Consider the following 11,927-nt stretch of genomic DNA (forward strand, 5'->3'; position numbering starts at 1 on the left):
GCCGGCATCTAAGTGTGTGGGGAGGCCCTGGTAGCCAGTTTTCTGGTTGCTGGGGCCTCCTCTTTTTTTGTGTGCGTGTGTGCGTGTGTGCGTGTGTGGGTGGTGTTGGTGGGGTGGGGTGCCCCGCCCCGGCCCGGCCCGGCCTGGGGTGAGGGGCGTGCGTGCCCGGCCCGGGTGGGCGGCGGCGGTGTTCCTGTGGGGTGGAGCGGCGGCGGTGGTGGTGTTAGAGGGTGTGTGGGGTGTAGTGGCTGTGGAAGTGGTGGTGGTGGTTGGTGAGCGGGTCGGGGAAGGACAATGTCACCGCGGTTAATCCCATAGGGTGGTTGAAGTCCTCGTCGGCGACGGTTGTCCGGCAACTCCCACGCATTGCTCTCCAACGGGTCTGCGTTGTGCGGACGGGTTGTGTGGCCCGGACTATGAGGAAGGGGCCCTAGCTCGTGTGTTCCTCGAGCAACGGCACCAGCTCCTTCAGCGCGAACTCGATCGCGGACGGTGACCCCAGGGAGTAGGCGCTGGAGATGTCGCGCGGCATGGCGAAGGAATGTCCTTCCTTCGTCGCTGAGAGCCGTTGCCAGGCGCTGTTGCCGTCCACGTCCTCCGGGGTCGTCCCGACCGCGAACGCCACGACAAGGTCCGAGTCAGCCTTCGAGAGAGTTTCATCGCTGAGCTTGACGGAGAAGCCGGTGTCGCCGACCTTCTCCTCAGCGAGGGTGGTGTTCTCCTGGAACCCGAGGTCGAGGAGCGTGTCGTAGCGTTCGGAGCCGCGGATGTAGGCGCCCCACCCGGTGGAGGAGAGGGCCACGGTGGAGGCCGTCTTCTCCGCCCATTCGGGATGTTCCTCGCGGATTCCGGCGACCATGTCGTCGTATCCCTTGTTGATGGTCTCTCCCGCATCGGGACGTCCCAGCGCGGTGGCGATCATCTGCACCTGTTCCTCACGGGGGGTCAGGTAACTGTCCGCCCCGTCCGGAATGCCGACGGTGGTGGCGATCGAGGAGAGCTTGTCGTAGCGGTCCTGGTCGCCGGAACTCCGGACGTCGAGGATGAGATCGGGCTTCAGCGCGGCGATTTCCTCGTACTCCGGCTCCAGCGTGCTGATGATCTCGGGGGAGGAGTCGTAGGCACCTTCCATCCACGGGCCGACGCCCTCACCGCCGAAATCGAGCCAGTCGGATGCGGCGACGGGCTGGACGCCGAGAGAGAGTGCGGTCTCTGCATCGCCCCACCCCAACGCCACCACCTTGGTGGGCTGTTCGTCGACGGTGACGTCACCGAACTTGGTCGCGACGGTCTGCGGGAAGGTTCCCTCTGTCTGGACGGCGGAGGATTCGCCGGCGTTGACGGAGTCGTCGTCGTCCGAGGAACCGGCGCATGCGGACAGGGCGAGTGCACAACCGACTGCTGTGAGTATGCCGACGGTGCGTCGGCCGGGATGTGGAGTGAAAGTCATGAAGGACAGCCTACGCTGGCATAATCATGAAGAGAAAGAAACTATCCCAGCAGGTCTTGGCTGGCGATACGTGCACCTTCGACGAGTGACTCCAGCTTCGTCCACGCGATCTGCTCGTGGAGACGGCCACCGAGACCGCAGTCTGTGGAGGCGACGACCCGGTCTGGCCCGACAACCTCGGCGAACGTCAGGATCCGGTCGGCTACCGTGCGCGGGTGTTCCACGACGTTGGTGGAGTGACAGACGACCCCGGGATAGATCAACGTGTTGTCGGGGAGTGCATGGTCCTGCCAGACGCGCCATTCATGGGCGTGGCGAGGGCTGGCGCCCTCGAAGGAGAACCCGCCCACCTCAGCCTGGAGGACTTCATCGATGATGTCGGCGAGGGGGATGTCCGTGGTGTGGGGGCCGTGCCAGGAACCCCAGCAGATGTGCAGACGGGTCTGGTCCTTCGGCAGCCCCGCGAGCGCTCGGTTGATGGCGGCGATCCGGATCCGGATCCACGCCTGGTAGTCGGCGACGGAGGGCTCGGGGTTGATCTGGTCCCAGGCCTCGGCGAGGTCGGGTGCGTCGATCTGCACGGTCAGGCCGGCGTCCGTGATGGCCTTGTACTCATGGTGCAGGGCATCCGCACAGGCGTTGACCAGGGCCGTGTCGTCACCGTAGTACTCGTCGGTGAGACGCGCGGCGGAGCCCGGGGAAATGGCGGCGATGAACCCGTCGGACGTGTTCTTGTCCGCGGCGGACAGCGCATGGGTCAGGAGTCGGACGTCGGCGCCTACCTGGTCAGCGCCGATGTAACCGACCTCGCCGGTGAATTTTGGGTTGCCCACCTTGGCACGTCCGGTAAAGATACCGGACTCGGGGTCGTCGTAGGCGGCACTGAAGGCGGCACGGTCACGACGGTCGGGGAAGGAGGTCAGGCGGATGTTCCCGGGGGTCGACCGGACCTTCTCCGCGTTGGCCCAGCGGTCGGTGTCGGTCATGGTGAGTCCGCTGAGCCGGGAGAAGATGTAGTTCCACCAGGCGCCGTAGTCCACGGCGCCGGAGGTGACGTGTCCGTACTCGCCCTCGTTGATGATGTCGAGCCCGAGGTCGACCTGCCGGCGGACGACCTTGTCGACACCGTCCTGGAGAATGCCGAGGAACTCGTCCTGGCTGATGTCGCCGCTGCTCCGACGCTGGTTGGCCTCCAGCAGTTCCGGGGTGCGCGGCAGTGAACCTACGTGTGTGGTGCGGATCTGAGTCATGGGCACCATCGTAGTGTTTAGTTTCCGGTCTTATGCAGACGCGTCCAGTCAGCAGCGAGCAACCGCTCCTCGGCCAGGTCGAGGGTTCCGTCGGCCTTGCAGAATGTCCACCGCACCAGGGTGTCGACCTGTTCATCGGCCACAGCCACGAAGCTGCTCACCGGAATGGCGGCCACTCCGACAGCCTCCGGCAGGGAGCGGCAGAACTCCTCGGCCGTGACGTCGAGCCCCAACGGGTCGATGTCGCTGACCAGGAAGTAGGTGCCGTCACTGTGCAGGACGTTTTGCCCTGTCGCACGCAGGACGCCCGCCAGGCGGTCCCGGCGGGCCTGCAGCGTGTGCCCCCACCGCTCGCTCCAGTCGTCGGCGTTGTCGAGCGCCCACGCCACCGCCGGCTGCAGGGGTGTGACCCCGACGTAACTGAGGAACTGCTTGGCTGCGGTGACGGCATCCAGCAGCTCCGGAGGAGCGATCGCCCACCCGGTCTTCCAGCCTGTGACGTTGAAGGACTTAGCGGCGCTGGACAACGTCACGGTCCGGGACCACATCCCGGGCAGCGTGGCGAAGGCGACGTGGGGACGATCGAAGGCGAGGCGCTCGTAGACCTCGTCGCTGATGACGACCACGTCGGTGTCACGTACTGTCTCGGCGATGAACTCCAGGTCGTCGCGCCCCAGGACCGTGCCGGTCGGGTTGTGCGGTGAGTTGAGGATGACGGCGGCCGGGCCATCCGCCACTGCAGCGGCGAACGTCTCCCGGTCCAGGTGCCACCTGCCGTCGTCCAGCAGCAGACGCACAGGTCGGGCAACGGCCTCGGCCAACCCTATGGCCGCCGAGTACGCGTCGTAGGTGGGCTCGAGGACCACGACCTCGCGGCCGCGGTCGACAAGTCCGAGCACTGCGGCGGCGATGCCCTCGGTCGCCCCCACGGTGATCAGCACATCCTCCGGGTCCACGACGTGCCCGAGACGGCGCCCCCGGTCCTCCGCGACGGCACGACGCAACGACGGCAGGCCGCGTCCCGGCCCGTACTGGTTGTTGCCGCCGGTGATCTCCGCGGCGGCCATCCGGAGCATCTCCGCCGGGCCGTCCTCGTCCGGGAAACCCTGCCCGAGATTCGCCGCACCGGTACGTACCGCCTCGGCGGTGATCGTCGCGAAGACCGTCGGGCCGACGCCGGCGACCCGGGACGCCGGAGCACGGGTGGGGATGTGATGCTGAGATTCCATGCCGCCATAGTATGGGGTCATGAGCATTCAGCCGATTACCGCGACCGGGGCGGACCCGGACGAGACCGTCCGCCTTGAGCAGACCGACCCCGCGACGTTGCCGAAGGGGCATCCGGTGGACGCCCAGGCAGGCAGGGACGGCATCAGCCCGCGCGGTCAGCTCACCCAGCTGCTGAACTTCTTCGAGGACAGCTACCCGGAGATCTTCCGGTCGTTGACCACCGATGAGGCCGCGGAGTCGCCGGACGGGGTCACCGCCGAGCTCAAGGACCGTACCGAGCGCATGTGGGCGCGGGTACCGGACCTGATCACCCACTGCAGTCTGCTGGTTCTCGGTGCGGGTCTCGACCACGCCATGCCGACGTCGGCGTTCCTGAAGACGGGCCCCTCGGCGGAACCGGTGACCGTCGCCGGGGTCGGCGGGACCGTGCTCACCCCGAGTGAGCCGACCGGTGCCGTGGCGGTGAGCCTGCACGGCGGGCCCGGCTGGTTCGGTGACGCTGAGGCCCACGACCAGCTCTGGCTGCCGTTGTTCGCCGTACTGGCCGAGAAGTCCGGGGTGACCGTGGTGGATCTGGTGTACCCGTTGCCCGCCTACGGCGAGGGAGCGTCACAGGAGCGGACGCAGGCGGCCGTTGCCGCCGCCGTCCGCGAGGTTCGCGGGTGGGGCCGACCGGACCAACGCACCGGTCTGATCACCTTCGGCTCCGGCTTCGGACTGGCCCGGGACGTCGTCGAGGACGCGGACTTCCTGCTGGCCATGACTCCCCGGATCTCCCCGGAACTCACCGCTGCTCCTCCGGCTCTGTCGGAGGTCCCCACGCTGGTGTCGGTGGCTTCCGAGGACTCCCGGGGGACACCGGCGGAGCAGGTGCAGGACTTCTTCACCTCCAGCGCACCGGGCCATGAGTTCCGGGCCTACCTCTCCGAGCACATCCTCGGGGTCCCGGACGTGTGGCGGCGGCGGATCAGCGACGACGCGGCATGGTTGGCGCAATGGTAGAGGTACGCGACCTCAACCGGTATGACGCGGACGGGCGTCGCTGGCTCGCCGGGGCGATAGCGAAGGTCAAGGCGGACCAGTGCCGCTCGGCCGACACCCACCTGCTGTCCGTGCCCCTCCCGGAGGCCTGGGGCGTGGATCTCTACCTCAAGGACGAGTCGACGCATCCCACCGGTTCGCTGAAGCACCGGCTCGCCCGTTCCCTGTTCCTCTACGCACTGAGCAACGGGTGGATCCGGCCCGGTGCCCCGGTGGTCGAGGCGTCCTCCGGTTCCACCGCGATTTCGGAGGCCTATTTCGCCCGGCTCATCGGTGTCCCGTTCCTCACCGTCGTGGCAGCGACCACCAGTGCCGAGAAGGTTCGTCTGATCCGGTCGTACGGTGCCGACGTCCGATTCGTCGATGATCCGTCCACCGTCTACGCGGTCGCCGCGGACATTGCGCAGGAGAGCGGTGGCCACTACATGGACCAGTTCACCTACGCCGAGCGGGCCACCGACTGGCGGGGGAACAACAACATCGCCGAGTCCGTTTTCCGTCAGATGGCGATGGAACGGTACCCGGAGCCGGCATGGATCGTCGCGACCGCCGGTACCGGCGGCACCTCGTCGACCCTGGGCCGCTACGTGCGCTACACCGGACGGATGACCGGTCTGTGCGTCGCCGACCCGGAGAACTCGGCGTTCCTGCCGGCCTGGGAGGCTGACGACCGGGACGTCACCACTGCGGCACCCTCCAGAATCGAGGGTATCGGTCGCCAACGGGTGGAACCGAGTTTCACCGGGACCGTCGTCGACCGGATGATGGGTGTGCCCGATGCCGCGGCGATCGGTGCGATCCAGGCACTGGAGCAGGTGACCGGCATCCGGGCCGGCGGCTCCACCGGCACCGGACTGTGGGCCGCGCTGCGGCTGGTCTCCGAGATGGTGGACGCCGGTGAGCAGGGCAGCGTGGTGTCACTGATCTGCGATTCCGGGGAACGCTATCTCGACAAGTACTACTCGACGGAGTGGCTGGCGGACCGGGGGATCGACGCCGCGGCCTACCGCGACCGGGTCCTGGAGTTCCTCTCAGCCGATGAGGGAGGACAGCGACGCGCTCGTCTCGAGCAGTGACGCGCGCAGCAGGGTCGCCGCCCCCTCCCGGTCACCGGCCTGGAGCCGGGTGACGATAGTCCGGTTGACCGGTACGAATCCCCCGTGGAAGCCGGGATCGTGCCGCTCCGCCTGCAGGAAGACCAGGCGCATCCGGGCGAGTAGCCGTTCCATCTCCTCGTTGAGCAGCTCCGAACCGGCCGTCGCGACCACGGCGCGGTGGAACTCCTGGTTCGCCGTCGCGGTCGCCGCCAGGTCGCCGGCCCTCTGGTGTTCTTCGGCGTCGGCGACGATCCGGTCCAGGACGTCGACATCGTGGGTCTCCCCCCACAGCAGCGCCCCGGGTTCGACGACGGCACGGGCGAGGAAGAGGTTGTGCACGTCGGCGGCGCCGGGTGAGGCGATGAACACGCCGCGGTTGGGGATACGGGTCAGCACACCGTCCGCGATCAGCGTGGCGTAGCTTTCGCGCAGGGTGTTGCGGGAGATACCGAAGCGTTGCGCGACGGCGACCTCGCTGAGTTTCTGTCCCGGGCTGAATTCGCCGGCGGACACGGCGAGCCGGAGCTGCTGGGCAGCGGTCTGGGCACGCACTCCTACTCCTCCACGACCCGGGCGATCACGTCTCCGCGGGCGACAGTGTCCCCGGGCTCGGCGTGCAGGTGGATGGTGCCCGAGACCGGTGAGGTGACGGGGGACTCCATCTTCATCGCCTCGACGGTGGCGATCGTCTGGTTCTCCTCGACGGTGTCCCCGTCAGAAACCTGCCACCCTGCCAGGGTGCCGGCGAAGGGGGCGGGGACGTCCCCGGGGTCCCCGTCTCCGGCGGTGTGTCCGTCTCCGGACGCCGCGCCCCCGCCCTGCAGCAGCACGGACGGGACCCGCACGTGCTGTAGTACGCCGGCGATCTCGACGGCGAGGGTGGTGCGGTCGGCGTAGATGTCGTCGAATGACACGTCGGCCACGGTGCGCGCGCCGGGCACGTACTCGCGGTCGACCCAGTCGGTGCACATGGCGAAATCGTCGGCCCCACCGGACCACGCCGGTTCCCGCACGATGTCGCGGTGGAACGGCAGGACGGTCCGCACCCCGTCGATACGGAACTCGTCGAGTGCGGCGCGGGCCCGTCGCAGAGCGGTCTCGCGGTCAGGCCCCCACACCACCAGTTTCGCCAGCAGGGAGTCGTAGCTGCCCGGGATCGTCGACCCTGAACGGACACCGCTGTCCACACGGATCCCCGGGCCTGTCGGGGGTTCGAAGTGCGACACGGTCCCCGGGCAGGGGGCGAAGCCGTGGGCGACGTCTTCGGCGTTGATCCGGAACTCGACGGCATGACCGTGGGCGACGGGGTCCGCGTCCGGGTCGACGGTCAACCGTCCTCCGGCCGCGATACGGAACTGCTCCTGGACGATGTCGATTCCGGAGACGGCCTCGGTCACCGGGTGCTCGACCTGCAGGCGGGTGTTGACCTCGAGGAAAGACACGGTGCCGTCCTCGGCGACGATGAACTCCACCGTCCCCGCACCGACGTATCCCGCCGCACGGCACACCTCGCGGGCACCGTCGATGATCCGCCGGTTCTGCTCTGCGGACAGGAAGGGCGCCGGTGCCTCCTCCACGAGTTTCTGGAAGCGACGCTGGGTCGAGCAGTCGCGGGTGCCGACCACGGCGACCGCCCCGTGGGAGTCCGCCAGCACCTGGGCCTCGACGTGCCGGGGGCGGGCGAGGAACTTCTCCACGAAGCACTCCGCACGTCCGAAGGCCTCCTGCGACTCGCGACCGGCCGCGGCGAAGGCGCCTTCCACCGCCTCCAGTCCGTCCTCCTCGGTGACGACCTTCAGACCCCGTCCGCCACCACCGAAGGCGGCCTTGATCGCGATCGGCAGGCCGTGCTCCTCGGCGAAGTCGCGGGCCTGTTCCCATGAGGTCAGTGGTTCGGAGGTACCCGGGGCCAACGGGGCCCCGGACTGCTCGGCGAGCTGACGCGCCGCCATCTTGTCGCCCAGGGTCTCGATGGTCTCCGGCGACGGGCCGATCCACACCAGTCCGGCGTCCTGCACTGCCCGGGCGGCACCGGCGTTCTCCGACAGGAACCCGTACCCGGGGTGCACACTGTCGACGCCGGCGCGGGACGCCACCTCGAGCAGTGCGTCGACGTCGAGGTAGGAGGACACCGCGTGCGCTTCCTCGGCAATCTCGGTGTGCAGGGCACCCACGTCGACGTCGGTGTACATGGCGACCGTGCGAATGCCCAGGTCACGGGCGGCACGGGCGATGCGCACCGCAATCTCCCCGCGGTTGGCGATCAGGACGGATGAGATGGTGCTCATGTGTACTCCTCGAATCTGACCGTCGCGCCGGGCGCCAGCTGGGCTGCGGCGTCGAGGTCCTCGGCGATGACAGTGGCGATGACGGGGTAGCCGCCGGTGACGGCGTGATCCCGCAGAAACAGGACAGGCTGGCCGTCCGGCGGCACCTGGACGGAACCGGCGACCATCCCCTCACTCGGGAGCTCGCGGTCGTCGCTGCGGTCCACGGCGGCACCTGACAGCCGTACCCCCACCCGGTTCGACGCCGGACTGACCGTCCATGTCCGGCCGGTGAGGGCTTCCGCTCCGCCGGTGAACCAGTCGTCACGGGGCCCGGGGATGACGCGCAGGACATCCGGGACACGCAGCGGGTTGGTGCCGTGCCGCGTCGGAGCCACCTGGCTGGCACCCACCTCGATCATGGAGCCGGCGACCAGCGGATCCGGTCCGAGCCCCGAGAGAACATCCGACGACAGCGATCCCAGCACCTCTCCGTTGTGCCGGACACCGCCCCGTACCGCGACATAGCTGCGTAGCCCGTGGTGAGGGTCGTCGACGCCCGGAACCACCAGCGTCGACCCCTCGGTGACCAGCAGGGGAGAGGCCAACGCTCGGCTGCGACCGTCTACCGTGACCGTGGTTTCCGCGCCGGTGACCGCGACCACCACGTCCTGCAGGGCCGTCAGTGACAGTCCGCCGATGTTCTCCAGGACCGCGTCTCCGGGGTGGTTGCCCACGACGTCGTTGGCGACCTGGGCTGAGGTCATGTCTGCGGCACCGGAGCCGGTGACTCCCACCCCGCCGTGCCCAGGGCGGCCGGCATCTTCGATCACTGTGAGCAGACCGGGGTCAGTCAGCGTCAGAGAAGCGCGTTCCTGCACGTCGTCGTCGCGTTCGGGAGCCGACGGGCAGACCTCCACCCGTTCCCTGACCGCCCGGTACGCCACACGGTCGCCCGGTCGGATCAGGGCAGGTTCCTGCTCCGATGCGTCCCACACCGGAGTCGCGGACGTGCCGATCAGCTGCCAGCCACCCGGTGAACTGCGGGGATACACCGCGGAGAACTCACCCGCCAGGCCCACGGCTCCGTCCGGGACCTCCGTGCGGGGAGAGTCCCGGCGGGAGACGGACGGTACCTTGTCACCCACACAGTAGGTGAACCCCGGCGCGAAACCACCGAATGCACCCGTCCACGTCGACGAGGTGTGGTGCTCGATCACCCCGTCGACCGTGGTGCCGAGCTGGTCAGCGACCGTCTCCAGGTCGGGGCCGTCGTAGACGACGTCGACGGTCACAGTCCGGTATGCGTTCCCGCCAGCGCTTTCGGTAGGACGGAGTGTCCTGAGCTGCTTCATCGCCGCCGTTGCCGCCGACGGTGAATCCAGCACAACGAGGACGGTACGGGCTGCGGCGATGATGTCGCGCTGGCCTCTTAACGGGTGGGTGGCCAGATGGGAGTGCCAGACCATTGCCGTCGCCAGGTCCGGAAGATCGACGAGCGCCGCCCGCGAGCCGACCCGGTGGACCGGTGTTGCATCCGGTGTCGCATCCGTGGTCACAGGAAACTCCTGATATCGATGCCGTCGGCGCGAAGCTTCTCGACGATCATCCGGGAGAGCTCCACCGCGCCCGGGGAGTCACCGTGGATGCACACCGATTCAGCATCGACGCGCAGGACCGTGCCGTCCACTGCGGTAACGGCGCCGGTGGTGGCTACCTGCAGGACGCGCGCGGCGACAGCGTCCGGATCGGTGATCACGGCGTCCGCCTCCGACCGGGGGACAAGCGTGCCGGCAGAGGTGTAGTTGCGGTCGGCGAACGCCTCCCGGATCACCCGCAGGCCTTTACCCTCGGCGAGGTCGATTGCAACACTGCCGGGCAGGAGCATGAGCGGCAGGTCACCGAATGCCCGCACACCGTCGACGACCGCCCGGGCCTGTGACTTGTCGTGCACGATGGTGTTGTAGAGCGCTCCGTGAGGTTTGACGTAGCTGACTTTCGTCCCGTGGGCCCTGGCCAGGGCATCGAGTGCACCGATCTGATAGAGAGTCTCGTCGGCAAGCTGGGCGGGGTCGATGTCGAGGATGGTTCGCCCGAAGTTTCCGGGATCCCGGTAGCCGATGTGCGCCCCGACGGTAACTCCGCGTTCAGCGGCGGCCCGGACAGTGGCGGCGATGTCGTGGGGGTCACCCGCATGGAACCCGGTCGCGACATTGGCGCTGGAGACCAGGGCGATCATGGCTGGGTCGTCGGCCACGGCGATGCCACCGGTGGTCTCGCCCAGGTCGGCATTCAGGTCGATGGTGGCTGGACCGTTGTCGTGCATGGTGTCGTAACCCTCACTCTCAACGACATTGTTGAACAAAGTCAAGCCTAGCGGAATTGTGGAGGGTGGCTGGGGGAGCCAGGTTAATCATCGCACCTCATCACTGGCTTATGTTCGTAAAAGGCCTGTTCAGATTCGCAGAAGGAGCTAAAGGGGTGCGAAATCCAGCCCGCGGCAGTAGCCACCGCGCCGATCCGGCGTTCCGTCGGCTACTCTGAACCTGCGTCCACGGGGGTGGACCGAACAGAAGCACGGGGGAAACGAATGGCATACCGGGGGACACATCTCGACGACAACTTCGTCCGGGCTGGTGACCTGTGGGTGCCCAGGGCGGCGGTCAGGGATCCCGCGCTGGTGGCGTGGGGAGCCGCAGAGCATCCCCGTGGCCTGGCCTACGATCTTGATGCCTTGACCAGGGTGCGGATGGTGCTTACCCGACGACCGGACTGGATCGCGCACAGCTGGAGTGCCGCGTGCCTCTGGGGGATGCCGTATTTCTGCGACGACGCAGACACCTGCGTCCTGTCCGGCGGTCGGCGTCGGGCGGCGACGACTCCGCAGGAAGTCTCCCGGTTCCGCAAGGAGGGGACGCTGGCGGCGGTCACACCCCGCTGGCAGGTGGACGGTGAGATGCCCGAGCTCCAGGTCACGCCGCCGGTGCTGACCGTCATCCACTGTCTGCGCTCCCTTCGCGCCGGCGACCATGCCTGGCGTGTTGTGCCCGGGACGGGGTTGGATATGAAGCGTGTCCGGGCCGTGCAGTTCATCGATGCATTCTGTGCCTTGTCCGGATGTGATCCTCTCCGTCTCGTCGCCGCGTGCGGAGACCATTATCCCCGACGGGACATGGCGGGGATTGCGGCGATGGCGGACCGGGGTGCGGAGTCGCCGATGGAGACCGTGATGCGGCTGCAGGTGCGTCGGATGTTCGGGGAGGGCTTCATCTCTCAACTGGTGATTCGGCGGGACGGTACGGTGGCGGATCCGGTACACACGACGGACACTACCGGCCGTGGCGTCGTGGCGCGGGTGGACTTGGGTTCGCCGACGTTGAAACTTGCCCTGCAGTACGACGGTTCAGAGCATCTGGACCGCCGTCGCCGCGACACGGACTCCCGTATTTCGGCGGAGTTGGCGAACCTGGGGTGGCACGTCCTGCGGCTGACCTACGGCCATCTCAGGGATCCGGACCTCCTGGAGCGCACCATCGCGGCCGGTATCGCACTGTGCCGGCGTCGAGGATCGGGTGACTATCGCACCCGGTAA

At 68.0% G+C, this 11,927-nt stretch carries 10 protein-coding genes; 3 read left to right on the forward strand and 7 right to left on the reverse strand.

The features are described 5' to 3' along the window. Positions 1 to 430: 430 nt before the first annotated feature. From BJF89_RS03780 to BJF89_RS03790, 3 genes are read right to left on the reverse strand one after another with little or no spacing between them, the layout of a single operon-like run. Positions 431 to 1,450, reverse strand: a complete 1,020-nt coding sequence (locus tag BJF89_RS03780; RefSeq protein ID WP_075812373.1) for an iron-siderophore ABC transporter substrate-binding protein — start codon at positions 1,448 to 1,450, stop codon at positions 431 to 433. 41 nt (positions 1,451 to 1,491) lie between these two features. After that, a complete protein-coding gene (locus BJF89_RS03785) occupies positions 1,492 to 2,709 on the reverse strand; it encodes a cobalamin-independent methionine synthase II family protein (RefSeq protein ID WP_369803642.1) in 1,218 nt (405 codons plus the stop codon). An 8-nt stretch (positions 2,710 to 2,717) separates the two neighbouring features. Continuing rightward, positions 2,718 to 3,929 (reverse strand): aminotransferase class I/II-fold pyridoxal phosphate-dependent enzyme, encoded by a 1,212-nt coding sequence (locus BJF89_RS03790; protein WP_075812375.1) that lies wholly within the window; start codon positions 3,927 to 3,929, stop codon positions 2,718 to 2,720. A gap of 19 nt (positions 3,930 to 3,948) precedes the next feature. On the opposite strand from BJF89_RS03790, the gene BJF89_RS03795 reads away from it, so the two are divergent. Both BJF89_RS03795 and BJF89_RS03800 read left to right on the forward strand, forming a co-directional pair. Next, positions 3,949 to 4,932 (forward strand): hypothetical protein, encoded by a 984-nt coding sequence (locus tag BJF89_RS03795; protein ID WP_075812377.1) that lies wholly within the window; start codon positions 3,949 to 3,951, stop codon positions 4,930 to 4,932. After that, positions 4,926 to 6,047, forward strand: coding sequence for a PLP-dependent cysteine synthase family protein (locus BJF89_RS03800; protein ID WP_222843800.1), 1,122 nt, complete (start codon positions 4,926 to 4,928; stop codon positions 6,045 to 6,047). The genes BJF89_RS03795 and BJF89_RS03800 overlap by 7 nt, the downstream gene beginning before the upstream one ends. Here BJF89_RS03800 and BJF89_RS03805 read toward each other — a convergent pair. The 4 genes from BJF89_RS03805 to BJF89_RS03820 are packed head-to-tail and all read right to left on the reverse strand — an operon-like array spanning position 6,003 to position 10,661. Then, positions 6,003 to 6,620 carry a GntR family transcriptional regulator gene (locus tag BJF89_RS03805; RefSeq protein ID WP_075812381.1) on the reverse strand — a complete coding sequence of 206 codons (618 nt, stop codon included), beginning with the start codon at positions 6,618 to 6,620 and terminating at the stop codon, positions 6,003 to 6,005. The two genes, BJF89_RS03800 and BJF89_RS03805, sit on opposite strands and share 45 nt — an antisense overlap. A gap of 2 nt (positions 6,621 to 6,622) precedes the next feature. Continuing rightward, entirely contained in the window at positions 6,623 to 8,356 is a 1,734-nt protein-coding gene (locus tag BJF89_RS03810; RefSeq protein ID WP_075812383.1) for a biotin carboxylase N-terminal domain-containing protein, read from the reverse strand. Then, positions 8,353 to 9,894 (reverse strand): carboxyltransferase domain-containing protein, encoded by a 1,542-nt coding sequence (locus BJF89_RS03815; RefSeq protein ID WP_075812385.1) that lies wholly within the window; start codon positions 9,892 to 9,894, stop codon positions 8,353 to 8,355. The genes BJF89_RS03810 and BJF89_RS03815 overlap by 4 nt, the downstream gene beginning before the upstream one ends. After that, the gene (locus BJF89_RS03820) at positions 9,891 to 10,661 is read right to left on the reverse strand and encodes a LamB/YcsF family protein (protein WP_075812453.1); all 771 of its coding nucleotides are present in this window, start codon (positions 10,659 to 10,661) and stop codon (positions 9,891 to 9,893) included. Before BJF89_RS03820 ends, BJF89_RS03815 begins: the two co-directional genes overlap by 4 nt. 264 nt (positions 10,662 to 10,925) lie before the next feature. Here BJF89_RS03820 and BJF89_RS03825 point away from each other — a divergent pair, with 264 nt between their 5' ends. Next, the gene (locus BJF89_RS03825) at positions 10,926 to 11,927 is read left to right on the forward strand and encodes a hypothetical protein (protein WP_075812387.1); all 1,002 of its coding nucleotides are present in this window, start codon (positions 10,926 to 10,928) and stop codon (positions 11,925 to 11,927) included.

Origin of the sequence: Corynebacterium sp. CNJ-954, assembly GCF_001942345.1 — a bacterium.
In the GTDB taxonomy this organism is placed as follows: domain Bacteria; phylum Actinomycetota; class Actinomycetes; order Mycobacteriales; family Mycobacteriaceae; genus Corynebacterium.

Bases quoted from the DNA above. Each gene is read 5' to 3' on its own strand.
- BJF89_RS03780 (WP_075812373.1), bottom strand. From the start codon at position 1,450: ATGACTTTCACTCCACATCCCGGCCGACGCACCGTCGGCATACTCACA.
- BJF89_RS03785 (WP_369803642.1), bottom strand. From the start codon at position 2,709: ATGGTGCCCATGACTCAGATCCGCACCACACACGTAGGTTCACTGCCG.
- BJF89_RS03790 (WP_075812375.1), bottom strand. From the start codon at position 3,929: ATGGAATCTCAGCATCACATCCCCACCCGTGCTCCGGCGTCCCGGGTC.
- BJF89_RS03795 (WP_075812377.1), top strand. From the start codon at position 3,949: ATGAGCATTCAGCCGATTACCGCGACCGGGGCGGACCCGGACGAGACC.
- BJF89_RS03800 (WP_222843800.1), top strand. From the start codon at position 4,926: ATGGTAGAGGTACGCGACCTCAACCGGTATGACGCGGACGGGCGTCGC.
- BJF89_RS03810 (WP_075812383.1), bottom strand. From the start codon at position 8,356: ATGAGCACCATCTCATCCGTCCTGATCGCCAACCGCGGGGAGATTGCG.
- BJF89_RS03820 (WP_075812453.1), bottom strand. From the start codon at position 10,661: ATGCACGACAACGGTCCAGCCACCATCGACCTGAATGCCGACCTGGGC.
- BJF89_RS03825 (WP_075812387.1), top strand. From the start codon at position 10,926: ATGGCATACCGGGGGACACATCTCGACGACAACTTCGTCCGGGCTGGT.